The following is a 26,851-nucleotide window of genomic DNA, read 5'->3' as shown; positions in this document are numbered from 1 at the left end:
CCGAGATGGTCAGCCCCGGGTGTGCTGACCGATCATCTGGACCTTGCCGGTGCCCTCGATGATCTCGCCGGCGTGCCAGGCGTCCACGCCCCGACCGGCGAGGGTGGCCAACGCGCGGTCGGCATCCTCGGCGGAGACGATGGCGAACATGCCGACGCCCATGTTGAACGTCGACTCCATGTCCTGGTCGTCGATCCGGCCCTTCGACTGGATCAGGTCGAAGATCGGCTGCGGCTTCCAGCTGGCCCGGTCGACCACCGCGTCGACGTGCTCGGGCAACACCCGGACCAGGTTGCCCGGGATGCCACCGCCGGTGACGTGGGCGATCGACCGCACCTCCGCCTCGGTGATCAGCTTCAGGCAGTCCTGCGCGTAGATCTTGGTCGGGGTGAGCAGCTCCTCGCCCAGCGTGCGCTGCCGGCCGAAGTCGTCGATCACCACGTCCAACCGCATCCGGCCGGCCCCCAGCAGCACGTGCCGGACCAGCGAGTAGCCGTTGGAGTGCAGCCCGGACGACCGCATCGCGATCACCACGTCGCCCACCTCGACCCGGTCCGGGCTGAGGATCTCGCTCTCCTCGACCACGCCGACGCCGGTGGCGGAGACGTCGTACTCGTCGGGGCGCAGCACGCCCGGGTGCTCGGCGGTCTCGCCCCCGAGCAGCGCGCAACCGGCGTACCGGCAGCCGTCGGCGATGCCGGCGCCGATCTCGGCGACCCGGTCCGGCACGACCTCGCCGGTGGCGATGTAGTCGAGCAGGAACAGCGGCTCGGCCCCGCAGGCCACCAGGTCGTCGACGACCATCGCGACCAGGTCGATGCCGATCGTGTCGTGGATGTCGAGCTGCTGGGCGATGACCAGCTTGGTGCCCACCCCGTCGGTGGAGGAGGCCAGGATCGGGTTCTTGTACTTCTTGGTGTCCAACCGGAACAGGCCGGCGAAACCGCCCAGGTCGCCCATGACCTCCGGACGACGGGTCTCCTTCACCTTCGACTTGAGCAGCTCGACCGCCCGGTCGCCCGCCTCGATCGACACCCCGGCGTCGGCGTACGAGACCGAGCGTTTGCGGAGGGTGCGGCCGGTGCCCGCCGTCCAGGGCTGACGGTCGCCACCGGCGCCGTTCGGGCTACTACCTGCGCCGCTGCGCTCGGACACGTAGGTCACGGTTCTCCCCTTTGTGGTTCTCGGTGCCGCGCCGACGGTGGCCGGACGGCCCCGGTGTACTACGGGCGGTGGGCGGTCGCGCCGCCCGGAGTGGCGACGAGTGGTGTGTGGTGCTCCGGGGCGTCGGCGACCCGCCGACCCACCCCTTCGAGCACGTGCTTGCCGATCAGGTTCCCGGCCGGCAGGTCGATCGGGTACTCCCCGTCGAAACAGGCCCGGCAGAGCCGGCTGCGGGGCTGTTCGGTCGCGGCGATGAGACCGGGGAGCGAGACGTAGCCGAGGGTGTCGGCACCGATCGAGCGCCGGATGCCCTCGTTGTCCAGCCCGTTGGCCAGGAGTTCGGCCCGGGTGGCGAAGTCGATGCCGTAGAAGCACGGCCAGTTCACCGGCGGGGAGGAGATCCGGACGTGGACCTCCAGCGCGCCCGCCTCGCGGAGCATCCGGACGATCGCCCGCTGGGTGTTGCCGCGCACGATCGAGTCGTCGACCACGACCAGCCGCTTGCCGCGTACGTTCTCCCGCAGCGGGTTCAGCTTGAGTCGGACGCCGAGCTGACGGAGGGTCTGCGACGGCTGGATGAAGGTACGCCCGACGTACGGGTTCTTCATCAGGCCGGCGCCGTACGTGATGCCGGACGCCTCCGCGTAGCCGATGGCGGCCGGCGTGCCCGACTCGGGCACCGGGATCACCAGGTCGGCCTCGACCGGGTGTTCCTTGGCGAGCTGCCGGCCGATCTGCACCCGGGCGGCGTGCACGTTGCGGCCGGCGATGGTGGCGTCCGGGCGGGCGATGTAGACGTACTCGAAGAGGCAGCCCTTGGGCTCCGGCGCGGCGAACCGGCTGGACCGCAGGCCCTCCTCGTCGATCGCGATCAGCTCGCCCGGCTCGACCTCGCGGACCACGCTCGCGCCGACGATGTCCAGCGCGGCCGTCTCGCTGGCCACCACCCAGCCGCGTTCCAGCCGGCCGAGCACCAGCGGGCGGACGCCGTGCGGATCCCGGGCGGCGTAGAGGGTCGACTCGTCCATGAAGACGAAGCTGAACGCGCCGCGCAGCTGGGGCAGCACCTCCAGCGCGGCGGCCTCCACCGACAGGTCGGGGCGGCTGGCCAGCAGCATGGTCACCAGGGAGGTGTCGTTGGTCGCCCCGTCGTCGAGCAGGCCGCGCTCGGCGACCTCCTTCTGCAACTCGGCGGTGTTGACCAGGTTGCCGTTGTGCGCCAGGGCGATCGTGGTGCCGGAGGTCGTCGACCGGATGGTCGGCTGCGCATTTTCCCAGGTCGAGCCGCCGGTGGTGGAGTAACGCGCGTGCCCGATCGCCAGGTGGCCGCGCAGGCTCTTGAGCGTCGGCTCGTCGAACACCTGGGCCACCAGGCCCAGGTCCTTGTAGACCACCACTCCGGATCCGTCGCTCACCGCGATGCCGGCGGCCTCCTGGCCCCGGTGCTGGAGTGCGTAGAGACCGAAATAGGTGAGATTGGCGACCTCTTCGCCCGGTGCCCAGACGCCGAAGACGCCGCACGCGTCCTGGGGGCCGGGTCGCTGGGGGTCAAGGTCGTGGCTCAGCCGGCCATCGCCTCGGGGCACTGCCGCTCCCTCATGCTGGTCTGGACTGGCCTGGCGGAGCCGGGGGGCTGCTCCGCGCCTTTCGGCCCTGGACCACTGTCGTCGCCTGACAGTGTACGCGAACACGAGTCAATACAGAAAGTCACGATCCGCCTCCGATCAGTCACCCCGTCCGGGAGAACGGCGCAGCTAGAGCGGCAGATGGTCGGAGAGGTCTGCCCGGTTTCCGCTCACCTGCACGCGACCGTCCGTGACCGCCTCCGCCCAGGACAACCGGCCGGTGGCGAGCGCCAGCCAGGTCTGCGGCGCCATCTCCACGACGTTCGGCGGGGTGCCCCGGGTGTGCCGCGGACCAGGTAGGCACTGAACTGCGCCGTAAGGGGGGACGCGCACCTCCACCGATCGGCCGGGGGAACGCTCCGCGAGGGCGGCCAGAAGGGCACGGACCGCTTCCCGGTACACCGCCCGTTCGGGCGTACGCCCCTCATCGAGTGCTGTCAGCGCCGCCGATACCACGGCGGACTTAATGTGCGGAGAGGACACGACGGGACGATACGACCTGAGGTAGTCCCGTGCCACGCTGGCCCCTGGGTCGCGCCGATCCGGTCAGACAAGGCATAGTTGCCGACGGCGTATTCGTACCGTGATGATCCCCGGCCCCCGCCGGGGAAGTCAGACCGGAAGGCGGTGGACGTGTCAACACACCGACGTGCCTGGACGCAGCGGGCCGGTGTGGTCGTAGCGCTGGTGGCCGGCGCCCTGCTCACCGTCCCCGCCACACCTGCCTTCGCCGCTCCGAACGTCACCAACGTGTCGGCGTCTCCGAGTTCCGTCGAGGCCGGAAAGACTACCCGCGTCAGCTACTCGCTCACCGTGGGTGACGGCTCCCCGGTCGACGTCTCCGTCACCTCCAGCAACGGCAAGCTGCGGTGCGTGGACGGTTGCAGTCGTAACAGGGTCGACCAGAGCGGCGGGTCCAGCGCCAGCTTCACCCTCGCCGACGACGCGTCGAACGGCTCCGCCACGATCACCGTGAAGGCCGTCGACGCCAACGGTGGCGAGAACTCCGCCAGCACCACCGTCACCCTGGTGGCCAAGGCAGCTCCGCAGACCACCCCGCCGCAGGACAAGCCGACGGTCAAGTCGATCTCCGGCAAGGTGGTCGTGACCGCCACCGGCGACCCGGTGCCCAACGCGGTGGTGGGACTGGAGGACTCGACCGGCAAGCAGTTCAACACCACCAGCGACGGTAGCGGCAACTTCCGGATCAACGGCTCCACCGCGAACCCGATCGCGCCCGGCTCAATGGTGCTCGGGGCCAGCAAGGACGGTGTGGTCGCCACCAAACCGATCAGCGCCAGCGCCGGGCAGAGTCTGAGCAACCAGCGGATCAGCCTGGCGCTCAAGGTCGAGGTCAGCCCGAGCGCCACCCCGTCGGCCTCCGCCGAGGCGACGCCGACGACGGAGACGACCGAGGAGACCACCGAGGAGACCACCGACCCGGCCGGCGGACAGCAGCAGGCCGCCTCCCAGGACGAGGACAGCGGTTTCGGCTCCTTCCTGATCATCCTGCTCGGCGGCCTGTTGGTCGCGGCCGGTGTCGGCACCATCGTGCTGCTCTGGATCCGGCGCAAGAACGCCGACGCGGACGACGGGGACGCCCCCGCGGCGGCAGCGGGCGGGGTGCCCGGCCCACGCGGCTCGGACGACCAGACCCGGGTGGTCAACCGGGTCGGCGCGGGGCCCGACCCGACGATGGTCGGCAGTTCCGCGCTGAGCGACGCGCCGACGATGATGCACCGGCCGATCATCGACGACGTCCCGCCGGACCCGTACGCCGCGCCCCCGCAGCCCTACGGCGCCCCGCAGGACAACTGGCCCGGTGCCGGTGGTTACGGCGAGGAGCCTCCCGGCCAGGGTGGATACGGCCAGCAGGCCGGTTACGGCGGCACGCCCTCCTCCGGTGGCGGTTACGGTGCCGCCGGCGGCTACGGCGCGGCGGCCTCCCCCGCGGGCGGCTACGGCAACGCACCCTCGTCCGGCAGCGGCTACGGCAACGCACCGGCCTCCGGCGGTGGTTACGGGAACGCACCGGCCTCCGGCGGTGGTTACGGGGGTCGGGACTACGGCGCGACCGCCGGGGCCGGCTACCCGGCCCAGGAGCCGGCCGGCGGCGGATACCCCGGCGAACGCTACGACGAGCCCACCGGCCGGTACACCGGCGACAGCACCTCGTACGCGCCGGCCGCCGACCCGTACCCGACCAGCACCTACCAGCCGGAGCCGGACGCGTACGGCCAGCCCGGCGCGGGCGGCTACGGTCAGCCCGAGCAGGGCGGCTACGGCCGGGGCGCGGAGCCGACCGGCGGCTACGGCCAGCAGGCGGGCTACGACGCCGGCCCGGCCCAGGGTTACGGCGGCCAGCACGGCGGCTACGACCAGCCGGGCGGTGCCCACCACGGCGGCTACGACCAGCCGGGCGGTGCCCACCAGGGCGGCTACGACCAGCATGGCTACGACCAGCGCGGTGGCGGCGCCCACCAGGGCCGTTACGACCAGCAGCCGGGTTACGACCAGCAGCCCGGCTACGGCTCCCCGCAGGGCGGATACGACCAGCCCGGTGGTTACTCCGCCGAGCAGCCGCAGGGCGGCCACGGTCAGGAACCGCCGCACCAACGCGGCGGCGGGTACGACCCGCAGGGCTACGGCCAGCACCAGGGCGGCTACTACGGCGACCAGACCCAGGGCGGTCGGGACCAGCCCCCGGGCGGTCAGGCCCCGTCGGGCCGGGCGGCCCGGCCGGACGGCCCGCCCCCGGAGCGCGGCGGACGCCGCCTCGACTGGCTGGACGACTGACCCTCAGGCAACGCCGGCAGCGGGCCGCCCGGATTCTCCCGGGCGGCCCGCTGTCGCTACCGGCTCAAGCCGCGCCGGATTCGACCGCGCCGGATCAACCGGGCCGGTTTCGACCGGGCCGGTTTCGACCGGGCCGGATCAACCGGCCGAGAAGACGCCCTGGCGGAGCACCGGCACCACGCTCGACACCTCACACTGGACGGCGACCTCGACGTCCCCGGCGAAGCCGCCCTCGATCAGCTCACGGCCGGAGACGCACCCGCGTACCGCCGCCGGCACGTCGGGGGTACTGGCCAGCGCGGCGAGCGCCATCGCGGCCTCCACCGAGAGTCCACCGGGCACGTCGGAGATCGCGTCCAGCACACTGGCCGCACCCAACTGGTCCTCCACCGAGGGCCGCAGGGTGCCGTCCGGCCACCGTTCACCGGCGGCCACCACCCCGACCGGGGCGTCCGCCGCACCGTACCCGTGGTGGCTCAGCCATCGCCCGACCGCCCGGGCGTTACGCAGACAGGCCGCGACCACCGGTCGGCCGGTGGCGCTGGCGGCGGCACTGATCGCCGAGCCGTTCGGCGACGGCAGCACCAGGTCGGCGGCGAACGGCGCGCTGAGCAGGTTCGCCGGGGAGAGCGACCACGGATGGTCGGTGTTGACCTGCCGGCGAGCCACCGCGGCCACCGCACCGACCCGCACCGCGTAGTCGGCCGCCTGCTCGCCCCAGGGGAACGGGTGGACCCGCATCCCCCGGGCGACCGCCACCTCCACGGCGGTGGTGAACGAGAGCACGTCCACCACCACCAGGACGGCGCAGACCCGGCCGAGTTCCGCCGCCCCGGTCAGCCCCCAGTCGAACCGGGCACCCGATCCGGGCTGGGAATGGACGGCCGGGGCCACCGCCTCAGCGCTGGTCGGGCGTCGGACGCTGCCCGTCACCGGAGCCGGCCGCCGCAGTGTCGTCCGCGTCGACCGCCGGGGTCGACCCGGCCGTGGCCGCACCGGCACCGTGCCCGGCCGGCGTACCCGCGCCGGGGGTGTCCTCCCCGGCCGGACCGCTCGACGCCGCTCCGGCGTCCGGTCCCGGCCCGGAGGCCGCCGGTGCCGACGCGACGCCGGCAGGGGCGTCCGGAGCCGACGCGACGCCGGCAGGGGCGTCCGGAGCCGACGCGGTCGTCGGCCCGGTGGCCGTCGGCGCACCCGGCACCGCCGGCCCGTCCGCGTCCGCCGGCTGCTCCCGGTCGGGCACGTCCACCGGCTGCCCGGCGGTGGCCGGCGCGATCGTGGTGGTGCCGGTCCGGGCCGCCTCGACCTGCACCTGGGCCGCCTCCGGGCCGCCGAAGAGCCGGGGCAGGGTCGCGGTGTGCGCCGCCCGCAGCTCGTCCAGCCCGATCCGGAACTGGCCGTGCACCTCCAGGGCACCGCCGGCCGGATCGGTCACCCCGATCAGCTCCCACGGCACGCCGTGCTCGGCGCAGAGCGCGGTGAACGCCTTCTCGTGTCCGCGCGGCACGGTCACCAGCGCCCGGCCGGACGACTCGCTGAACAGGAAGACGAACGGCAGCGAACCGTCGGCGAACCGCTCCGGCACCCCGATCCGGACCCCGACACCACGGCGCAGGCTGGACTCCACCAGGCTCTGCGCCAGACCACCGTCGGACAGGTCGTGGGCGGAGCTGAGGTGACCCACCCGGGCCGCCGCCGCCATCAGCTCGGCGAGCTGGCGTTCCCGGCCCAGGTCGACCTGGGGCGGCATGCCGCCGAGGTGCTCGTGCGTCACCCAGGCCCATTCGGAGCCGGACAGCTCGACGTGCGTGTCGCCGAGCAGGTAGACCTGGTCGTGGTCGCCGTTGGTGCGGGGGACGAAGCCCATCGGCACCCGGTCGGCCACGTTGTCGAGCACACCCAGCACGCCGACCACCGGGGTCGGGTGGATCGCGGCGGCACCGGTCTGGTTGTAGAAGCTGACGTTGCCGCCGGTCACCGGGATGCCCAGCTCCAGGCAGCCGTCCGCCAGGCCACGGACGGCCTCGGCGAACTGCCACATCACGCCCGGGTCCTCCGGCGAGCCGAAGTTGAGGCAGTTGGTCACGGCGATCGGCTTCGCGCCGGTCACCGCCACGTTCCGGTACGCCTCGGCGAGCGCCAGCTTCGTCCCCTGGTACGGGTCGAGGCGGGCGTACCGGCCGTTGCCGTCGACGGAGAGGGCCACGCCCAGGCCGCTCTGCTCGTCGATCCGGATCACGCCGGAGTCCTCCGGCTGGGCGAGCACCGTGTTGCCCAGCACGTAGCGGTCGTACTGCTCGGTGACCCAGGTCTTGTCGGCCAGGTTCGGCGAGGCGATCATGCGGAGCAGGGTCTCCCGGAGCGCGTCCGGGTCACCCGGCCGGGGCAGCGTCTCGGCCCGGTCGGCCTGGAGCAGGATCAGGTCGGCCGGCTCCCGCATCGGACGGGCGTAGACCGGACCGTCGTCGACCAGCGAACCCGGCGGCACGTCGACCACCAGGTGGTCGTTCCAGGTGATCAGCAGCCGACCCGGTCGCCCGTCGGGCGACGGCGCGGTGACCTCGCCGATCGCGGTGGCCAGCACCCCCCACTTCTCGGCGGTCTTGAGCACCGCCTCCAGCTTCTCCGGGGTGACCACCAGCAGCATCCGCTCCTGGGACTCGCTGGCCAGGATCTCGTGGGGCTCCATCGACGGCTCGCGCAGCGGAACCCGCTCCAGCCAGACCCGCATGCCGGTGCCGGCGGACGCGGCGGTCTCGGTGAGCGCGCAGGTCAGGCCCGCGCCGCCGAGGTCCTGGATGCCGACGACCAGCTCGGCGTCGTACAGCTCCAGGCAGGCCTCGATCAGCAGCTTCTCGATGAACGGGTCGCCGACCTGCACCGACGGGCGACGCTGCTCGCTGCCCTCGTCGAAGGTGGCGCTGGCCAGCACCGACACACCGCCGATGCCGTCCCGGCCGGTCTTCGCGCCGAGCAGCACCACGACGTTGCCGGGGCCGGCGGCGTCCTTCTTCTGCAACCGGTCGACCGGCAGCACGCCGAGGCAGAGCGCGTTGAGCAGCGGGTTGCCCTGGTAGCAGGGGTCGAAGACCAGCTCACCGCCGATGTTGGGCAGGCCCAGACAGTTGCCGTAGCCGCCGACGCCGGCCACCACGCCGGGCAGCACCCGGGCGGTGTCCGGGTGGTCGGCCGCGCCGAACCGCAGCGGGTCCATCACCGCGACCGGGCGGGCGCCCATCGCCAGGATGTCCCGGACGATGCCGCCGACGCCGGTCGCCGCGCCCTGGTAGGGCTCGACGAAGCTCGGGTGGTTGTGCGACTCGACCTTGAAGGTGACGGCCAGCGTGTCGGAGACCCGGACCACCCCGGCGTTCTCCCCGATGCCGGCGAGCAGCCGGTCGCTCGGCGGGGCCTTCTCGCCGAACTGGCGCAGGTGCACCTTGCTCGACTTGTAGGAGCAGTGCTCGCTCCACATGATCGAGTACATGGCCAGCTCGGCCTGGGTGGGACGGCGGCCGAGGATGTGCCGGATCCGGTCGTACTCGTCGTCGCGCAGGCCCAGCTCGGCGTACGGCTGGAGTTCGTCGCCGGTGCCGGTGGCCCGCTGCACGGTGTCCACGCCGTCGGCCCAGTCGGTGACCGGCGTCGGACCGGTGTGCCGTCCGGCGGCGGCCGGCGGCGCGACGGCCGCGTGCGGCCCCGCCGGGACGGAGCCCGCGGCGGCCCGGACGGCCGGGTCCTGGTGGGTGGTCATGACCTCTCCTCGCTGCGCTCGTACCCGCCCCGGGGGCGGTGGAGCCGACTGTTCCCGCCGTGCACCGTCACGCCGGCGTCCCCACCAGGTGCTTGAGCACGGAGGTGAAGAAGCCGAGGCCGTCCAGGGAGGGGCCGGTGAGCGCCTCGACCGCGTGCTCCGGGTGGGGCATGATGCCGACCACGTTGCCGGCGGCGTTGGTGATCGCGGCGATGTCCCGCTGCGAGCCGTTCGGGTTGCCGCCGACGTAGCGGGCGACGATCCGCCCCTCGGCCTCCAGTGCGTCCAGGGTGGCGGTGTCCGCGACGTAGCAGCCCTCGCCGTTCTTGACCGGGACGAGGATCTCCTGGCCGGGCTGGAAGGTGTTCGTCCAGGCGGTGCCGACCGACTCGATCCGCAGGACCTGGTCGCGGTTGCGGAAGTGCAGGTGCTGGTTACGGGTGAGCGCGCCGGGCAGCAGGTGGGCCTCGCAGAGGATCTGGAAGCCGTTGCAGATGCCGAGCACCGGCAGGCCACCCCGGGCGGCGTCGACCAGGGTCTCCATCACCGGGGCGAAGCGGGCGATGGCGCCGCAGCGCAGGTAGTCGCCGTAGGAGAAACCACCCGGGAGTACGACGGCGTCCACCCCGTGCAGCTCGGGATCACCGTGCCAGAGCCGGACCGGCTCCGCACCGGCGATCCGCACGGCACGGGCGGCGTCCCCGTCGTCCAGCGAGCCGGGGAAGGTCACCACTCCGACGCGGGCGGTCACGGGCGTGCGTCCGCGGTCTCGTCGGCCTCGACCCGGACCGTGAAGTCCTCGATGACGGGGTTGGCGAGCAGCTTGTCGGCGATCTCCCGGGCCCGGTCCAGGTCCGGTTCGCCGGTGAACTCGATCTCGATCCGCCTGCCGATGCGGACGGAGGCGACGTCACCGACGCCGAGCCGCGGCAGCGCGTTTGCGACGGCCTGGCCCTGAGGATCGAGGATCTCGGGCTTGAGCATGACGTCGACGACGACGCGAGGCACTGGGCACTCCTGACTGTGTACGCAGTTGGGTGCCGGCCCACTACGGGCGAGCGCAGCCAGCGTACCTGGCAGATTCCGGTCCGGACGCACCGGCCGGGCGCGGTTCAGGCAGTGATCGACATTACCGTCCACCGGGGCGGCCGACCGAGATCCGTTCGTTGCCGCCCTGATACGGATTTGTTGCCGATCGTCGCCGCGTCGACTCGACACAACCCATTTGAGCAGGCGATACATGGCTCAACGCCAGATTTGCGACCGGTATCCGACAAACGGGGACGAGCGCCCCGCGAGTCATGTCTGTCACAACGACCGATCCCGATCACGAGCTTGTGTGTGATTCGGACGACCTCTAACCTCAATCGTCATATGTCGATGTCTGGTCGGCGTTCACGATGGGCCACCCCCGCCCCGCGCCGGCCACCGCGGCCCGGTGACCCCGGGCTGCCCGACGTGAAGGGAACCCGACATGCGCCTCCGGTCCACCCTCGCCGTGCTGACCACCGCCCTCGCCGGCGTCCTGGCCACCGCCTCCGGGGCCACCGCCGCCCCGGCCGGTCCGCAACCGATCATCGGCGGCAGCACCGTCTCCTCCGCCCCCTGGGCCGCCGCCGTCTTCAGCAACGGGTCGTTCACCTGCTCCGGCAGCGTCATCGCGGCCCAGTGGGTGCTCACCGCCCGGCACTGCGTCAGCGGCACCATGTCCGTCCGGGTCGGCAGCGTCTACTACGCCTCCGGCGGCACCACCCGCAGCGTCAGCGCCTCCTACACCCGCAACGACCTCGCCCTGCTCCGGCTCGCCAGCACCGTCACCAACACCCCCGTCAGCCTGGCCAGCAGCAACCCGCCGGTCGGCTCCACCAACACGATCTACGGCTGGGGCATGACCTGCTACAGCGGCTGCGGGGCGTCCAGCCAGCTCAAGACCGCCTCGGTGCAGGTGACCAGCACCAACGCCACCGACGCGTACGGCGGCCAGGCGATCCGGAGCACCCGGGTCAACGGCAACGCCTGGCGGGGCGACTCGGGCGGCCCGCAGTTCTACAACGGCCGGCAGGTCGGCGTCGCCTCCACCGCCGACGGGTCGAGCATCCAGAACTACGGCAGCGTCGCGTACAACCGGGCCTGGATCACCTCGACCGCCGGCGTCTGACGCGCCCGTCGGCACCCTGCCGGACGGCACACGGGGGCATCGCCCGGGTCGGCGGGTGTCCCGGGTTGACCGGTACCGCCGGGTACAGCCGGATACCTACCGGAGGCGGCGTGGATGGTCGGTGCAGCGCCGGCCGTCCGCGCCGCCTCGTTTTGCAGCATCCGACCAGCCGCGCACAGGACGCTTCGACGCCGTACGGCTACTGACAGCATCGAACCGTGCTGGTCGTGACGACGGATCAACTGCCCGGCTACGAGATCCGCCAGATCCTCGGCGAAGTGGTGTCGTCGATGGCGCGGACCCGGAATCCGTACCGTGAGGGGGTCAAGAACCTGCGCGGTGGCGCGTACGACCCGATGGCCCCGGACAACCTCACCCGGTGGCGTACCGACTCGGTGGCCCGGCTCGGCGAGGAGGCCCTGCGCATCGGCGCGAACGCCGTGGTGGGGATGCGCTTCGACAGCCGGGACTGCGGCGAGATGTGGATGGAGATCTGCGCCTACGGCACGGCGGTGATCGTGGTGCCCAAGGTCCCCGACGTCATGCCGCACGACCAGCCCCTGGTCGCCGCCGAGACCGCGCACGATCCCGGCTTCGCCGAGGCCCCCGGCGGCATCGCCGAGCCGGCGAGCGCCCCCGACCTCTCCTCCGCCGCCGAAACCCCCACCCGCAACTCCTGAAAACCACCCCACCGCTCCACCCCACCCCACCCGGAGCGGAGGGGGAGGAAGTCAGAGGATGGGGGGTGGGGAGTAGGTAGCTGCTTCGGGGTGGGCGGTGACGACCGTGGTGATGCGGCGGGTGATCGCGTCCACCTGGGCCTGGGCGGCACCGGTGAAGGTGGCGGGGTCGGCGACCAGGGTGTCGATCTCGCTGCGGGTGAGGCCGAGGCGGGAATCGGCGGCCAGCCGGTCGAACAGGTCGTTGTCGGGGGCGCCCTTCTCCCGCATGGCGAGGGCCACGGCGACCGCGTGCTCCTTGATCACCTCGTGGGCGACCTCCCGGCCGACGCCCCGGCGCACCGCCGCGACCAGGATCCTGGTGGTGGCCAGGAAGGGCAGGAAGCGCTCCAGCTCCCGGCTGATCACCGCCGGGTACGCCCCGAACTCGTCGAGCACGGTGAGGAAGGTCTGGAACAACCCGTCGGCGGCGAAGAAGGCGTCCGGCAGGGCCACCCGGCGGACCACCGAGCAGGAGACGTCCCCCTCGTTCCACTGGTCGCCGGCCAGCTCGCCGACCATCGACAGGTAACCCCGGATGATCACCGCGAAGCCGTTCACCCGCTCCGACGAACGGGTGTTCATCTTGTGCGGCATCGCGCTGGAGCCGACCTGGCCGGGCTTGAAGCCCTCGGTGGCCAGCTCCTGACCGACCATCAGCCGGATCGTGGTGGCCAGCGACGACGGCGCGGCGGCCACCTGCGCGAGCGCGGAGAGCACGTCGAAGTCCAGCGAACGCGGGTAGACCTGCCCCACGCTGTCCAGCACCCGGGCGAACCCGAGGTGACCGGCCACCCGACGCTCCAGCTCGGCGACCTTCCCCGCGTCCCCGTCGAAGAGGTCGAGCTGGTCGGCGGCGGTGCCCACCGGACCCTTGATGCCGCGCAGCGGGTACCGGTCGATCAGGTCCGTCAGCCGCTCGTACGCGATGAGCAGTTCCTCGGCCGCCGAGGCGAAGCGCTTGCCCAGCGTGGTGGCCTGCGCGGCGACGTTGTGCGAACGGCCGGTCAGCACCAGGCCGCTGTGCTCGTGGGCGAGCCAGGCCAGCCGGGCCAGCGCGGCGACCACCCGGTCCCGGATCAGCTCCAACGAGGCGCGTACCTGGAGCTGCTCGACGTTCTCGGTGAGGTCCCGGGAGGTCATCCCCTTGTGCACGTGCTCGTGCCCGGCGAGCGCGCTGAACTCCTCGATCCGGGCCTTCACGTCGTGCCGGGTGACCCGCTCCCGCTCCGCGATCGACGCCAGGTCGACCTGGTCGACCACCCGCTCGTACGCCTCGACCACGCCGTCGGGGACCGCCACGCCGAGGTCCCGCTGGGCGCGGAGCACGGCGAGCCAGAGCCGCCGCTCCATCCGGACCTTCTCCTGCGGGGACCAGAGGGCGACCAGCTCGGGTGAGGCGTACCGGTGGGCGAGCACGTTCGGGATCGTCGTCACGTACCTCATTCTCTCCTACCCGGCGACCGTCGACCTGGGCGGGCCGACCAGGGGCGGAGCGGGACCGCCCGGCGGCGGTCGGCGCGGGCCGGCGGGGAGCCGGCCCGACCACGCGGGCCACGGGGTTCGGCGTCAGACCTTCGGAATGTCGTGCACCGGGGCGGTGACCACGAGGGTCCTCGTCTGCTTGCCGTGCGCGTTGCGCGCCGTCAACGTGTACGTGTGCCGCTGGGTGTCACCGTCGCCACCCGAGCACGGGAAGGTGAGCTCCTCGCTACCGGTCGACGGGTAGTCGTCGCGGTAGACGCCGGGGCCGTCGACCGACAGGGCCACCGAGGTCGCGTCGGCGACCCGCCACTCCATCCTTACCCCAGTGCCGGGGATCGGGTTGACGGTGGTGCCGGCCGGGCAACTCGGCTTGCGGGTGACCCGGAAGGAGCTGATGGTGGGGCCGCTCGCCGTCGTACCGGCTTTGTCCCCACCACCGCCGGCCGTGGGGCTGCCGGTGGGAACGGTCTCCTGGATCCCCACGCCCGGGGCCCCGCCGTCGGTGACCGTGCCGGTGTCGCCGGAGCCGGTCCTCGCGTGGCCCGACCCCGCCGGACCGCCAGCCGTCCCGACCGCCGGGGGCCCCTCGACACGCCTCGTGGTGGGGGCACAACCGCCGGCCGCGAGCACGACGGCAAAAGCAACGGCAGCGGTACGCAGCAGGGCACGACCAGGCATGACGCTCCTCCACGGGGCACCGCCACCAGGACGCCGGGCGGGCTGACACCACGGTAGGGAGCCCCGGCAACACCGCCCTGAGCTGCGCGAGCGCCGAGTGTCCGACCACAGTGGTCAGCAGACGCACGGGCCCTGCGCAGGTACCCCGGCGGGTATCGAGGACCGTCAGATACGGAACCCGTACCGAAGCTCGTGCAGATGACTGCCCTTGATCAGCACCGACACCTCGACAGCCTGTTTCGTCGCGGTGAGAACCACCCGCAGCTGGCGCAGCACAGGCACGTACGGTGGCAGCGCCAGCCTCTCCACCTCCTCGGAGGTCGGCATCCGGGCCGACACGTGATCGACCACCTCGTGTTCCGGATGGCCGAGGTCCGCCAGGACCCGGGCGGCTCCACCGCTGATCTTGCGGCGTTCGGCGAGTTCGGTGCCCCGCGCCATCGAGGCCGGATAGTACGACCAGCACAACTCCGTCGGCTCCCCGCCGTGCAGCATCAGCCGCTGTCGGAGCACCACCGTGTCGTCGCTGCCCAGCGCCAGTAGCCGCGCCACCTCCGGGGAGGGCTCCACCTCCTCGACGGCGAGCAGGCGATAGCTGACCCCGTTCGGCTGCGGCGCGAGATATGCCGAAGCCTCCATGACGAGAGACTGGCGGTCGCGCACGTAGACGCCTCTGCCCATCTCGCTGCGCACCGCTCCCTCCGCCTTCAAGGCGGCAAGTGCCCGTTGGACAGTTGCCGTGGCAGCGGCATACCTCGTCGTCAAGGTGGGGATCGACGGCAGCTGAGAGCCGGCAGGCAGATCGCCAGACATGATGCGGGCCCGAAGGTCGGCCGCGATCTGCTCATGCCGAGGACGGCCGTCGCCTTCGCTGGCCATGTGCCGCTCCCTCGATCCGCTATTCGACGATCAGTTCGTACCGTAGGCGCCGGCCCTGCGGCACCATCGTCATGACGCTCAACTCGACAGGCACACCCTCGGCGGTGCTGAGTAGCCGGGTCAGGCCGAGCACCCACTCTCCGGCCGTCAGCCCGAGCGCGCTCCGCTGGGATTCGGTGGGCTGCCGGGTGTAGACGTCCTCCGTGGCCCGCCCGGGACGATAGCCCAGCTCGGCGAGCAGACTGACCGCTGCGGACGAGGTGAGCCCGTACGGAAGCCGCCTCAGCGTTCCAGGATGGCGGTCACGCCCTGCCCGCCGGCCGCGCAGATCGAGATCAGCCCCCGGCCGCCGCCCTTCTCGGCGAGCAGCTTGGCCAGGGTCGCCACGATCCGGCCGCCGGTGGCGGCGAACGGGTGCCCGGCGGCCAGCGAGGAGCCGTTGACGTTGAGCCGGTCGGGGTCGATCGCGCCCAGCGGGGCGTCCCGCCCCAGCCGGTCCTTGCCGAACTCCGGCGACTCCCAGGCGGCCAGGGTGGCCAGCACCTGGGAGGCGAACGCCTCGTGGATCTCGTAGAAGTCGAAGTCCTGGAGGGTCAACCCGGCCCGGTCCAGCATCCGGGGCACCGCGTAGGCGGGGGCCATCAGCAGCCCCTCGTCGCCGTGCACGAAGTCCACCGCCGCCGTCTGAGACCAGGAGAACCAGGCCAGCACGGGCAACTGGTGCTCGCGCGCCCACTGCTCGGAGGCGAGCAGCACGGTGGACGCGCCGTCGGTCAGCGGGGACGAGTTGCCGGCGGTCATGGTGGCCTGCGCGGCGTCCGGGCCCCGGGTGCCGAAGACCGGCCGGAGCGCGCCGAGCTTGTCCAGGCTGGTGTCGGGCCGGAGGTTCTGGTCCCGGGTCAGCCCGAGGTAGGGGGTCATCAGGTCGTCGAAGAACCCCCTGTCGTACGCGGCGGCGAGGCGCTGGTGCGAGCGCAGCGCCAACTCGTCCTGCGCCTGCCGGTCGATCTGCCAGCGCAGCGCCGTCCGGGCGGCGTGCTCGCCCATGGACAGCCCGGTGCGGGGCTCGGCGTTGCGCGGCAGCTCGGGCCGGAACGGCTGGTGCGGACGGAGCTTGGCGGCGATCTTCAGCCGCTCGCCGAGGGTCCGGGCGCTGTTGAGCCTCAGCAGGGTGCGGCGCATGTCCTCGTTGATCGCCAGCGGCGCGTCGGAGGTGGTGTCGACGCCACCGGCGATGCCCACGTCGAGCTGCCCGAGGGCGATCTTGTTGGCGACCAGGATGGCCGCCTCCAGGCCGGTGCCGCAGGCCTGCTGGATGTCGTACGCCGGGGTGTGCGGGTCGAGTTTCGAGCCGAGCACCACCTCCCGGGTCAGGTTGAAGTCCTTCGAGTGCTTGAGGACCGCGCCGGCGACCACCTCGCCGACCCGCTGACCGGCCAGCCCGAACCGGGCGATCAGCCCGTCCAGCGCCGCGCCGAGCAGGTCGGCGTTGGACGCGCTGGCGTACCGGGAGTTGGACCGGGCGAAGGGGATGCGGTTGCCGCCGATGACCGCGACCCGCCGGATGCTCTGCACGATCCCGCCTCCGTTTCAGGACTTGCCCACAACCTACTGGCCAGTAGGCTACGCCTATGACCGACAGGTACGCGAGCTTCGTCCGATCGGGGGCCGGCCGCGCGCTGGTCAAGCGCCTCGGCCTGCCCGACCCGCCGCGACTGCGCCGGTACACCCCCGGCGACCCGCTGCTGCCCGGCCCGGCCCTGATCGGCGCGGCCGGCGGATCGAGGCTGGCGGTGCAGGTAGGCCGGATACTCCTGGACGCCGGGGTCGAGTTGCGCGACACCCCGGCGAGCAGTACCCCGGACCCGACCACCGGCCGGTTGTCGGGGAACGGGGCGCTGGTCTACGACGCCACCGGCATCACCGACTCCACCGGCCTGCGCCAGCTCTACGACTTCTTCCACCCGCAGGCGCGGTCTCTCCTGCCCAGCGGTCGGGTGGTCGTGCTGGGCACCCCGCCGGCCGGGTGCGGTTCACCCCGGGAGGCCACCGCCCAGCGGTCCCTGGAGGGGCTGGTCCGCAGCATCGGCAAGGAGTTCGGTCGGGGGGTCACCGCCCAACTGGTGTACGTCACCCCGGACGGGGACGCCGGCACTGCGACCAGCCTGGAGGCGACCCTGCGGTTCCTGCTCTCCGGCCGCTCCGCGTACGTCTCGGGGCAGGTGGTCCGGGTGGGCACCGGGACCGCAGCCGTCCCGGCGGACTGGAACCGGCCGCTGGCCGGGCAGGTGGTGCTGGTCACCGGCGCGGCCCGGGGCATCGGCGCGGCGGTGGCCCGGGTGCTGGCCCGCGACGGCGCGCAGGTCGTCGCGCTGGACGTCCCGGCGGCCGGGGACGCCCTCGCGGCGGTCGTCAACGAGATCGGCGGCACTGCCGTACAGCTCGACCTGACCGGCGCGGACGCGCCCGCCCGGCTCGCCGACCACCTGGCCGACCGGCACGGCCGGGTCGACGTGGTGGTGCACAATGCCGGCATCACCCGGGACCGGACGCTGGGCCGGATGGACGCCGACCGGTGGGACGCGGTGCTCGACGTCAACCTCTCCAGTCAGGAACGGATCAACGACGTGCTGTTGGAAAGGGAGTTGATCCCCGCGGGCGGGCGGCTGGTCGCCGTCTCGTCGATCGCCGGGATCGCCGGCAACCGGGGCCAGACCAACTACGCGACCAGCAAGGCCGGGGTGATCGGCCTGGTCGACGCGCTCGCCCCGGCGCTGGCCGGGCGGGGGATCAGCGTCAACGCGGTCGCCCCCGGGTTCATCGAGACCCGGCTGACCGCCCGGGTTCCGCTGGTGATCCGGGAGGCGGGTCGCCGGATGAACAGCATGGCGCAGGGCGGCCTGCCGGTGGACGTCGCCGAGACGATCGGCTGGCTGGCCTGGCCGGCCTCGGGCGCGGTCAGCGGCAACGTGGTCCGGGTCTGCGGCCAGAGTCTGCTGGGGGCGTGATGGCACGGCGCAGGAACCGACCCGGGGACTCCGACGACGGCGAACTGTCGGTCGGCGACCTGATCGATGGGCCGACCGAGGTCATCTCACCGGCCGCCCTTGCCGCCGCCCGCGCCGCCGGGCCGGACCACAGCGCCGACGAGACCCACGACCTGTCGGCGTACGCCACCCGGGACCTGACGCCCCCGGCCGGCACCGACCCGGCGGCCGGCACCGAGGACCTGACGGGCCGGTCGGGCGGCCACGACGGCGGGCCTGCGGCCCGGCCCCGGGTGGTGCTTCCGGGGCTGCCCCGACCGGGTGCGCTCCGCCGGCGGGCGCTGCGCGACGCGTTGCCAGGGATCGGCCGTTCCCGCCGGCCGGATGCCGCGCCCCCGGTCGAGCTGGCCGTCGCCGGGGTCACCGTGGACCGGGCACATCTCGCGGAGTACGACCGGGTGTGCGGTTTCCGGGTGGCCGACGCGCTGCCGGCGACCTACCCGCACGTACTGGGGTTCCCGTTGGCGCTGCGGTTGATGACCCTGCCGGAGTTCCCGTTCCCGCTGGCCGGGGTGGTGCACGTGGGCAACCGGATCACGGTCCACCGGCCGGTCCCGGCCGACGTGCCGTGGGACTTCGTCGCGTACGCCGGGAATCTGCGGCCGCACGCCCGGGGGCGGCAGGTCGACGTCGTCCTGGTCGGCTCGGTCGACGGTGAGCAGGTGTGGCGCGGGGTGTCGACGTACCTGGGTCGGGAGCGGGGAGCCGGCGGCGGCGGACGCGACCCCGGTGGGCGGCCCGCGCCGCCGGCCGCCACCGCGCACTGGCGACTCACCCCCCGGGTGGGTACGGACTACGCCCGGGTCTCCGGGGACCACAACCCGATCCACACCTCCCGGTTGGGGGCGCGGCTGTTCGGTTTCCCCCGGCCGATCGCGCACGGCATGTGGAGCAAGGCCCGCTGCCTGGCCGCGCTGGAGAGCCGGCTGCCGGAGGCGTACACGGTGGAGGTGGCGTTCAAGCTGCCGGTGCCGCTGCCCTCGACTGTCGCGTTCAGCGCCGCGCCGGGCTGGGACTTCGCCCTGCACGACGCCCGGAACGGCCGCCCGCACCTGGTGGGCACCGTCCGCTGAGGCCGGACGCCGTCCGGCCCGGCACGGTGCCGGGCGGCCAGGCGACGGGACGCACAGCGCCGTCGGCTGCTGCCCCGGTTGCGGAGCACTTTTTCGTCAGCTAAGTTGTTCTCAGAACGAGTAATTCTCAATCTGAGAGGGACGCGGTGAACGAGCAGGAATTCCTCGCCGGGTACGACCCGAGCGCCTACCCCTCGACCGCGGTCACCGTGGACGTGGTGGCGCTGACCATCCGTGAGGGCGCGCTGCACCTGCTGCTGATCCGGCGCGGTCAACCGCCGTACCAGGGGCACTGGGCGCTGCCCGGCGGCTTCGTCCAGCCCGACGAGGACCTGACCACCGGCGCCCGCCGCGAACTCGCCGAGGAGACCGGCCTCGGCGGTGACCGGCTGCGCCGCGTCCACCTGGAACAACTCGCCAGCTACGGCAGCCCGGACCGCGACCCGCGGATGCGGATCGTCTCCGTCGCCCACCTCGCCTTCGCCCCCGACCTGCCCGACCCGGTCGCCGACTCCGACGCCGACGAGGCCGGCTGGCTGCCGGTCACCGCCCTGCCCAGCCGGCAACTCGCCTTCGACCACGCCCGGATCGTCGACGACGGGCTGGAGCGGGCCCGCTCCAAGCTGGAGTACACCCCGCTGGCCACCCGCTTCCTCGGCCCCGAGTTCACCATCGCCGAGCTGCGCGGCGTCTACGAGACGGTCTGGGGGCACCCGCTGCACGCCGGCAACTTCCACCGCAAGGTGCTCTCCGTCCCCGGCTTCGTGGAGAGCACCGGCGTCAGCACCGAACGCGGTGGCACCCGGGGCGGCCCCCGCGCCCGCCTCTACCGGGCCGGCGACGCCCGGCTGCTGCACCCGGCGCTGCTGCGCCCCGCCCGGGAGGAGACCGTCCGGTGAGGACCGACGAGGCGATCCGGCTGGTCGCGACGGCCCGCACCGACACCGAGCTGTTCGGTGTCGACACCCCGGCGCGGCGCTACCGCGAGCTGGTCGCGGCCCTGCACCCCGACCGGCTGGGCGCGCTCGACCATCGGGTACGCGCCGCCGCCACCGACGCGTTCGTCCAGGTCACCACCCGCTGGCAGGCCACCCGGACCGCCGCCCCCGGCGACCCGACCGGCACCCCCGGCGACCCGACGGCCGCCTCCGGCCGACCGGCACCGGACGGCCGCACCGCCACCGACGGGACCACTGTCGTGCTCGGCGGGTACCGGCTCGGCGCCCTCGCCCACCGCGGCGACCTGGCCGACCTCTACGACGTCGGGGCGGACCGCCTGCTCAAGCTGCCCCGTGACCCGGCCGACAACGACCTGCTGGCCCGCGAGGCGCACGCCCTGCGGCAGATCGAGGAGCGCGGCGACCCGCGCCACCTGCCGTACGTGCCCCGGCTGGTCGACACCTTCCGGCACCGGGACGCGGCCAGTGGCGCGGAACGCCGGATCAGCGTGCTCGCCGCCGTGCCGGGGCTGCACGACCTCGACACGGTCCGCCGGGCGTACCCCGACGGGCTGGACGCCCGGGACGCGGCCTGGATGTGGCGGCGGCTGCTGGTCGCCCTCGGCCTGGCCCACCGGGCCGGCGTGGTGCACGGCGCGGTGCTCCCCCGGCACGTGCTGATCGAGCCGGACGCGCACGGCGTGGTGCTCGTCGACTGGTGCTGCTCCGCCATCGACGGCGGCACCGTCCCGGCGCTGGTCCCCGGGCACGAGGACTGGTACCCGCCGGAGGTCACCGCCCGCCGGCCCGCCGGCCCCGGCACCGACCTGGCGATGGCCGCGACGTGCATGAGCTGGCTGATGGGCGACCGCGCCCCCCGGGAACTGCGCGCCTTCGCCGATGGCTGCCGCCGCCCGGCGCTGGCCGCCCGACCCGACGACGCCTGGCGACTGCTCGGCGAACTCGACGAGGTGCTCGACCGGCTCTACGGGCCGCGCACCTTCCGACCGTTCACCCTCAACCCCTAGGGAGGCTGCCATGGGCAGCGGAATCTGGTCCACCGACGTGTACGACGCCGCCGACCGCTACCGGAAGAGGAAGGGCAAGAGCGCCTTCTCCTACAGCGACAGCGGGGCCCGCACCGTGCACCCGGCGCTCGACCCGCGCGGCGCGGTCCGGGAGAGCCGGGATTCGGCCGAGCACCCGCAGTCGACACCCATCGCGGTGCTGTTCGACGTGACCGGCTCGATGGGGCACGTGCCCCGCACCCTCCAGGCCAAGCTGCCGCAGCTGCTCGGGCTGCTGCTGCGCCAGGGCTACGCCCGCGACCCGCAGGTGCTCTTCGGCGCGATCGGCGACGCCACCTGCGACCGGGTGCCGTTGCAGGTGGGGCAGTTCGAGTCGGACAACCGGATGGACGACGACCTCGGCCGGATCGTGCTGGAGGGCGGCGGCGGCGGTCAGATGACCGAGTCGTACGAGCTGGCGATGTACTTCATGGCCCGGCACACGGTCACCGACAGCTGGGAGAAGCGGGGCCGGCGCGGTTACCTGTTCATCATCGGCGACGAGCTGGCGTACCCCCGGGTGAGCCGGCGGGAGGTGAGCCGGCTGATCGGCGACGACCTCGGCGAGGACGTGCCGCTGCGGCAGATCGTCGACGAGGTGACCCGCCGCTGGGACACCTACTACCTGCTCCCCGCCGGCAGCCACTACGCCGGCAACGCCACGGTGCTCGACTTCTGGCGGGACCTGCTCGGGCAGCGTGCCGTCGTCCTCGACGACCTGGACGCGGTCTGCGAGACCATCGCGCTCACCGTCGGCCTCGGTGAGCAGGCCATCGACCTCGACGAGGGGCTGCGCGACCTGGACCGGGCCGGCTCCACCGCCGGCCGCACCGTGTCCAAGGCGCTGGCCACGCTGGGCGGCGGCCGGCGTGCCGAGGTCTCCACGCTGCCGGCCCCGAGCGCACCGCGCCGGACCGGCGGGGTGACCCGGCTGTGACCGCCCTCCCCGCCCCCGGACGGCCCGGCCGGCACGTGATCGTGGTCGACCTCGGTTACGGCGACGCCGGCAAGGGCACCGTCGTGGACTGGCTCTGCGCGACCCGCCACGTGCACACCGTGGTGCGGTTCAACGGGGGTGCGCAGGCCGCCCACAACGTGGTGCGGCCCGACGGCAGGCACCACACGTTCGCCCAGTTCGGGGCCGGGACGTTCCACCCCGGGGTACGCACCCACCTGGCCCGGCAGCAGGTGGTGGACCCGTTGGCGCTGGCCGCCGAGGCCGACCACCTCGCCGCGGTCGGGGTGCCCGACGCTCTCGACCGGCTCACCGTGGACGGGGAGGCGCTGCTGGCCACGCCGTACCACCGGGCCGCGAACCGGCTCCGGGAGATCGCCCGGGGGGCCGCCCGGCACGGCTCCTGCGGGCTGGGGGTGGGCGAGTCCGTCCGGTACGGGCTCGCCCACCCACACGAGGCCCCCCGGGTGGCCGACTGCCGGGATCCGGAACTGCTGCGCCGTCGGCTCACCGTGCTCCGGGACCGGCTCACCGCCGAACTCGGCCCGCTGGACGCCCCGCCGGTGGCGGACTGCCTGCCGGCGTTCACCGGCTTCGCCGACCGGGTGGCGATCGTCGACCGGTCGTACCTGGCCGGGGTGCTGCGGGCGGGGACCTGCGTCTTCGAGGGGGCGCAGGGGGTGCTGCTGGACGAGTGGCACGGCTTCCACCCGTACACCACGTGGAGCACCACCACCTTCGCCAACGCCGAGACACTGCTCGCCGAGGCGGGGGCGGCCGGGTCGGCGTACCGGCTGGGGGTGGTGCGGACGGTGACCACCCGGCACGGGCCGGGTCCGCTGGTCACCGAGGACCGGTCCCTGCCGTTGACCGACCCGCGCAACCCGACCAACCCGTGGCAGGGCCGGTTCCGGTTCGGCCACTTCGACGCCGTGGCCCACCGGTACGCCCTGGACGTGGCCGGTGGGGCGGACGGGCTCGCCCTCACCCACCTCGACCTGGCCCGCCCCGGCCCGGACCGGCCCGCGCTGCGGCTCTGCCGCCGCTACGAGGGCGTCGACCGGTTGTGCCCCGGCCCGCCCGGTGACCTGGACCGGCAGGCGGCCCTCACCGCCCGGCTGCTGCGGGCCCGCCCGGTGTACGACGCCCCGCCCGCCGACTGGCCGGCGGCGGTGGCCGGGGCGCTGGCCGTCCCGGTGGTGCTCACCTCGCACGGTCCCACCGCGGCCGACAAGCGGGAGCACTCCCCGTCGGTCCCGGCCCGGGCGGTGGGCTGATCCGCCGACTCGGCCCCGGGCCGGTCGTCCAGCGTCGAGCATGGGGGCATGCAGTCCGTGCTCGACCTGCTCCACCACACCGTCACCTCACCCTGGGTGTACCTGGTGATCATCGTGGTGACCGCGGTCGACGCGTTCCTCCCGGTGGTACCCGGCGAGACCGTGGTGATCACCGCCGGGGTCTTCGCGGCCAGCGGCGAGCCGAACCTGGCCGCCGTGCTCGCGTCGGCGGCGTTCGGCGCGCTCGTCGGCGACCACGTCTCGTACGGGATCGGTCGGGGCGGCGGGGCACGCCGGCTGGCCTGCTCGCCCGACGGCAGCCGGCGGCGGGCCGGCTCGGACTGGGCCCGCCGGGCGGTGGACCGGCGGGGTGGCTCGATCCTCACCACGTCCCGTTTCGTCCCCGGTGGCCGGACCGCCGTCACGCTCGCCATGGGTGCCGTCCGGTACCCGCTCCCCCGCTTCCTGCTCTTCGACGCCGTCGCCGCCGTGATCTGGAGCGGGTACTGCGGCCTGCTCGGCTACTTCGGCGGGCTGACCTTCGAACGGGATCCGCTCCGGGGCCTGCTCGTCGGGGTGGGCCTCTCCCTGGCCGTCACCGGACTGTTGGAGCTGGCCCGCTGGCTGCGCTACCGCGCCGCCACCCACCGCTGAGCTGCCGGGCCGCGGGCACAGGTGCCCACCGCTGAGCCCTCCGGCTGCGGGCACAGGTGCCCACCGCCGAGCCGACCCGGCCGGGCGCACGACGGCCGCTGTCGCCGGCCCGCCGGGTCGGACGGTGGCTGCTGTCGGGCCGGCCCCGCCGGGTCGCGCGGTGGCGATCAGTCGTCGGCCGGGGGCCGCCAGGTGACGCCGTCGAGGAGCTGGGCGGCGCCGAGCCAGGCGACGTTCATCATCCGGGTGGCGGTCCGCTCCGGCTCGGCCTCCGGATGGTCGGCCAGCCAGTCCGCCAACGACTCACCCGCGCCGACCAGGGCGTACGCGACGACCTCCAACTCCGTCGGGGTGGTCTCCCGGCCCCGGGCGCGCAGCGCGTGGTCGAACATGCCGGCGAGCACCTCGACCAGCCGGGCACGCATCGCGGCCAGTTCGGTGGCGAACGGCGGGGAGCCCCGGGCCTGCCGGTAGAGCACGGCCCAGCCGTCGCGGTGTGCGCCGACGAAGCCGAAGAAGGCCCGCAGGCCGCGCCAGAGCCGCTGGTCGGCCGGGAGGTCGGGGGCGGCGGCCCCGGCGATGGTGAGCATCATCCGAGCCGCCTCCCGGTGCAGGCAGGCGATGAAGAGTTCCTCCTTGGTGCCGAGGTACGCGTAGACCATCGGCTTGGAGATGCCCGCGTCCTCGGCGATCTCGTCCATGCTGGCGGCGTGGAAACCGCGTCGGGAGAAGACCTTCACCGCCGCGTCGAGCATCTGCTGCTCGCGTACGGCCCGGGGGAGGCGCTTGAAGCTGGGGGTGCTGGACACCCTTGCGAGCATACCTACTCGTGCGTAAGGTTACGCCACAGTAACTAAATTGGTCCGCCCCGGAAGGTGCAATCTCCATGACTGACTTCGACCCGGCCAACTTCGCCAACTACGGACCCAAGGAGTTCGCCCAGCTGGTCAAGTCCACCCCGGACGCCAAGATCGCCGAGGTGATGTCCGGCGAGCTGCGCGGCAAGGTGCTCAACGAGGTCTTCAGCCGGATGCCGCAGATCTTCCGCGCCGACCGCGCCGGCGCCACCAACGCGGTCCTGCACTGGAACATCACCGGCCGTCCCGACGGTGGCACCGACACCTACGAGATCGTCATCGAGAACGGCACCTGCACCGTCTCGGAGACCCCCGCCCGTGACCCGAAGCTCAGCCTCACCATGGGTCCGGTCGAGTTCCTCAGGATCGTCTCCGGTGGGGCCAACCCGGTGATGATGTTCATGACCGGCAAGCTCAAGGCCAAGGGCGACCTGGGCCTGGCCGCCAACATCGCCAACCTGTTCGACATCCCCAAGGCCTGACGATGGCCGAGTTCTCGCTCGACCTGAACGAGGAACAGCGGGACCTGCGGGACTGGGTGCACGGCTTCGCCGCCGAGGTCGTGCGCCCGGCCGCCGCCGAGTGGGACGCCCGGGAGGAGACCCCCTGGCCGGTCATCCAGGAGGCGGCGAAGATCGGCCTCTACGGCTTCGAGTTCCTCGCCACCTGCTGGGCCGACCCCACCGGGCTGTCCCTGCCGATCGCCAGTGAGGAACTCTTCTGGGGCGACGCGGGCATCGGGCTGAGCATCTTCGGCACCTCCCTCGCGGTCGCCGCCATCTACGGCGCCGGCACCCCCGACCAGCTCGTCGAATGGGTGCCGCAGTGCTTCGGCACCGCCGACGAGCCCGCCGTCGCCGCGTTCTGCACCACCGAACCGGAGGCCGGCTCCGACGTCGGGGCGATGCGCAGCCGCGCCGTCTACGACGAGGCCACCGACGAGTGGGTGCTGAGCGGGCAGAAGGCGTACGCCACCAACGGCGGGATCGCACGCGTGCACGTGGTCACCGCCTCCGTCGCGCCCGAACTGGGCTCACGCGGGCAGGCCGCGTTCGTCGTACCGCCGGGCACGGCCGGGCTGCACGCGACCCGCAAGCTGAAGAAACTGGGTCTGCGCGCCTCGCACACCGCCGACGTCTTCCTCGACGACGTACGGGTGCCGGGGCGTTGCCTGCTCGGCGGCCGGGAGGCGCTGGACGAGCGCCTGGCCCGCGCCCGGTCCGGCCAGCGGGCCAGCGGCCAGGCCGCGATGCGCACCTTCGAGCTGTCCCGGCCGACCGTCGGCGCGCAGGCGCTCGGCGTCGCCCGCGCCGCCTACGAGTACGCCCTCGACTACGCGAAGGAACGGGTCCAGTTCGGCCGGCCGATCATCGCCAACCAGGCTGTCGCGTTCGCCCTGGCCGACATGAAGATGGAGATCGACGCCGCCCGGCTGCTGGTCTGGCGGGCCTCCTGGATGGGCCGCAACAACCGGCCGTTCACCGCCGGCGAGGGCTCGATGTCCAAGCTCAAGGCGGGCGAGGTGGCCGTCTCGGTGACCGACCGGGCCGTGCAGCTCCTCGGCGGGGCCGGTTTCCTGCGCGACCACCCGGTCGAGCGCTGGTACCGGGACGCCAAGATCTACACCATCTTCGAGGGCACCTCCGAGATCCAGCGGCTGGTCATCTCCCGCGCCATCTCCGGTCTCCAGATCCGCTGACCGTCGCCGCCGCGCGACGGACCGGT

24 protein-coding genes and 1 pseudogene are annotated in these 26,851 nt (G+C 73.2%); 12 read left to right on the top strand and 13 right to left on the bottom strand.

Going from position 1 to position 26,851, the window contains the following annotated elements; translation table 11 throughout:
- Positions 1-9: 9 nt before the first annotated feature.
- The 3 genes from purM to O7612_RS01995 all read right to left on the bottom strand — a co-directional run bounded on the left by purM (position 10) and on the right by O7612_RS01995 (position 3,272).
- The gene (purM, locus tag O7612_RS02005; protein ID WP_282269941.1) at positions 10-1,164 is read right to left on the bottom strand and encodes a phosphoribosylformylglycinamidine cyclo-ligase; all 1,155 of its coding nucleotides are present in this window, start codon (positions 1,162-1,164) and stop codon (positions 10-12) included.
- Positions 1,165-1,223: 59 nt separating this feature from the next.
- Positions 1,224-2,750, bottom strand: a complete 1,527-nt coding sequence (gene purF, locus O7612_RS02000; RefSeq protein ID WP_282269939.1) for an amidophosphoribosyltransferase — start codon at positions 2,748-2,750, stop codon at positions 1,224-1,226.
- Between the two features lie 168 nt (positions 2,751-2,918).
- Entirely contained in the window at positions 2,919-3,272 is a 354-nt protein-coding gene (locus tag O7612_RS01995; protein ID WP_282269938.1) for a sterol carrier family protein, read from the bottom strand.
- Between the two features lie 150 nt (positions 3,273-3,422).
- On the opposite strand from O7612_RS01995, the gene O7612_RS01990 reads away from it, so the two are divergent.
- Positions 3,423-5,585, top strand: a complete 2,163-nt coding sequence (locus tag O7612_RS01990; RefSeq protein WP_282269937.1) for a carboxypeptidase regulatory-like domain-containing protein — start codon at positions 3,423-3,425, stop codon at positions 5,583-5,585.
- A gap of 138 nt (positions 5,586-5,723) precedes the next feature.
- On the opposite strand, the gene O7612_RS01985 is transcribed toward O7612_RS01990, so the two are convergent.
- The 4 genes from O7612_RS01985 to purS form a co-directional block, all read right to left on the bottom strand.
- Positions 5,724-6,479, bottom strand: a complete 756-nt coding sequence (locus O7612_RS01985) for a 2-phosphosulfolactate phosphatase (protein WP_282269935.1) — start codon at positions 6,477-6,479, stop codon at positions 5,724-5,726.
- Between the two features lie 4 nt (positions 6,480-6,483).
- Positions 6,484-9,339: a phosphoribosylformylglycinamidine synthase subunit PurL gene (gene purL, locus O7612_RS01980; protein ID WP_282269933.1), complete on the bottom strand. Its 2,856-nt coding sequence runs from the start codon at positions 9,337-9,339 to the stop codon at positions 6,484-6,486.
- Positions 9,340-9,406: 67 nt separating this feature from the next.
- Positions 9,407-10,090 (bottom strand): phosphoribosylformylglycinamidine synthase subunit PurQ, encoded by a 684-nt coding sequence (gene purQ, locus O7612_RS01975; RefSeq protein ID WP_282269931.1) that lies wholly within the window; start codon positions 10,088-10,090, stop codon positions 9,407-9,409.
- On the bottom strand, positions 10,087-10,347 hold the full coding sequence (gene purS / locus O7612_RS01970; RefSeq protein ID WP_282273760.1) for a phosphoribosylformylglycinamidine synthase subunit PurS: 261 nt from the start codon (positions 10,345-10,347) through the stop codon (positions 10,087-10,089). The genes purQ and purS overlap by 4 nt, the downstream gene beginning before the upstream one ends.
- Before the next feature lie 466 nt (positions 10,348-10,813).
- On the opposite strand from purS, the gene O7612_RS01965 reads away from it, so the two are divergent.
- A complete protein-coding gene (locus O7612_RS01965; protein WP_282269929.1) occupies positions 10,814-11,497 on the top strand; it encodes a DUF1986 domain-containing protein in 684 nt (227 codons plus the stop codon).
- A gap of 114 nt (positions 11,498-11,611) precedes the next feature.
- Positions 11,612-12,177, top strand: a pseudogene (locus O7612_RS01960) (YbjQ family protein).
- Between the two features lie 51 nt (positions 12,178-12,228).
- Here the strand turns inward: O7612_RS01960 and purB are convergent.
- From purB to O7612_RS01935, 5 genes are all read right to left on the bottom strand, one after another.
- The gene (gene purB, locus O7612_RS01955; RefSeq protein ID WP_282269925.1) at positions 12,229-13,653 is read right to left on the bottom strand and encodes an adenylosuccinate lyase; all 1,425 of its coding nucleotides are present in this window, start codon (positions 13,651-13,653) and stop codon (positions 12,229-12,231) included.
- Positions 13,654-13,785: 132 nt separating this feature from the next.
- Positions 13,786-14,184 carry a hypothetical protein gene (locus O7612_RS01950; RefSeq protein ID WP_282269924.1) on the bottom strand — a complete coding sequence of 133 codons (399 nt, stop codon included), beginning with the start codon at positions 14,182-14,184 and terminating at the stop codon, positions 13,786-13,788.
- Between the two features lie 360 nt (positions 14,185-14,544).
- Positions 14,545-15,258 (bottom strand): GntR family transcriptional regulator, encoded by a 714-nt coding sequence (locus O7612_RS01945; protein ID WP_282269923.1) that lies wholly within the window; start codon positions 15,256-15,258, stop codon positions 14,545-14,547.
- Positions 15,259-15,277: 19 nt separating this feature from the next.
- Positions 15,278-15,499: a UTRA domain-containing protein gene (locus tag O7612_RS01940; protein ID WP_282273759.1), complete on the bottom strand. Its 222-nt coding sequence runs from the start codon at positions 15,497-15,499 to the stop codon at positions 15,278-15,280.
- A 41-nt stretch (positions 15,500-15,540) separates the two neighbouring features.
- A complete protein-coding gene (locus tag O7612_RS01935) occupies positions 15,541-16,833 on the bottom strand; it encodes an acetyl-CoA C-acetyltransferase (RefSeq protein ID WP_282269921.1) in 1,293 nt (430 codons plus the stop codon).
- A gap of 56 nt (positions 16,834-16,889) precedes the next feature.
- On the opposite strand from O7612_RS01935, the gene O7612_RS01930 reads away from it, so the two are divergent.
- From O7612_RS01930 to O7612_RS01900, 7 genes are all read left to right on the top strand, one after another.
- The gene (locus tag O7612_RS01930; RefSeq protein ID WP_282269919.1) at positions 16,890-18,266 is read left to right on the top strand and encodes a 3-oxoacyl-ACP reductase; all 1,377 of its coding nucleotides are present in this window, start codon (positions 16,890-16,892) and stop codon (positions 18,264-18,266) included.
- Positions 18,266-19,378, top strand: coding sequence for a MaoC/PaaZ C-terminal domain-containing protein (locus tag O7612_RS01925; RefSeq protein ID WP_282269917.1), 1,113 nt, complete (start codon positions 18,266-18,268; stop codon positions 19,376-19,378). The genes O7612_RS01930 and O7612_RS01925 overlap by 1 nt, the downstream gene beginning before the upstream one ends.
- A 146-nt stretch (positions 19,379-19,524) precedes the next feature.
- Positions 19,525-20,277 carry an NUDIX domain-containing protein gene (locus O7612_RS01920; protein ID WP_067303273.1) on the top strand — a complete coding sequence of 251 codons (753 nt, stop codon included), beginning with the start codon at positions 19,525-19,527 and terminating at the stop codon, positions 20,275-20,277.
- A complete protein-coding gene (locus O7612_RS01915; protein ID WP_282269913.1) occupies positions 20,274-21,344 on the top strand; it encodes a serine/threonine protein kinase in 1,071 nt (356 codons plus the stop codon). The genes O7612_RS01920 and O7612_RS01915 overlap by 4 nt, the downstream gene beginning before the upstream one ends.
- Before the next feature lie 10 nt (positions 21,345-21,354).
- Positions 21,355-22,320 (top strand): hypothetical protein, encoded by a 966-nt coding sequence (locus O7612_RS01910; RefSeq protein WP_282269911.1) that lies wholly within the window; start codon positions 21,355-21,357, stop codon positions 22,318-22,320.
- Positions 22,317-23,615, top strand: a complete 1,299-nt coding sequence (locus tag O7612_RS01905; protein WP_282269909.1) for an adenylosuccinate synthetase — start codon at positions 22,317-22,319, stop codon at positions 23,613-23,615. Before O7612_RS01910 ends, O7612_RS01905 begins: the two co-directional genes overlap by 4 nt.
- Before the next feature lie 48 nt (positions 23,616-23,663).
- On the top strand, positions 23,664-24,269 hold the full coding sequence (locus tag O7612_RS01900; RefSeq protein ID WP_282269907.1) for a DedA family protein: 606 nt from the start codon (positions 23,664-23,666) through the stop codon (positions 24,267-24,269).
- Positions 24,270-24,436: 167 nt separating this feature from the next.
- Here the strand turns inward: O7612_RS01900 and O7612_RS01895 are convergent, their stop codons facing one another.
- Complete coding sequence (locus O7612_RS01895; protein WP_282269905.1) at positions 24,437-25,078, bottom strand: TetR/AcrR family transcriptional regulator; 642 nt, start codon at positions 25,076-25,078, stop codon at positions 24,437-24,439.
- Positions 25,079-25,155: 77 nt separating this feature from the next.
- Between O7612_RS01895 and O7612_RS01890 the strand changes: the two genes are divergently transcribed.
- Positions 25,156-25,608: an SCP2 sterol-binding domain-containing protein gene (locus tag O7612_RS01890; protein WP_282269903.1), complete on the top strand. Its 453-nt coding sequence runs from the start codon at positions 25,156-25,158 to the stop codon at positions 25,606-25,608.
- A gap of 2 nt (positions 25,609-25,610) precedes the next feature.
- Positions 25,611-26,825 (top strand): acyl-CoA dehydrogenase family protein, encoded by a 1,215-nt coding sequence (locus O7612_RS01885; protein WP_282269900.1) that lies wholly within the window; start codon positions 25,611-25,613, stop codon positions 26,823-26,825.
- Positions 26,826-26,851 lie beyond the last annotated feature (26 nt).

This window comes from Micromonospora sp. WMMD987 (assembly GCF_029581435.1).
In the GTDB taxonomy this organism is placed as follows: domain Bacteria; phylum Actinomycetota; class Actinomycetes; order Mycobacteriales; family Micromonosporaceae; genus Micromonospora; species Micromonospora rifamycinica.
Note: the sequence above shows the minus strand (reverse complement) of the source record. Positions and strands in the feature narration are given on the sequence as shown.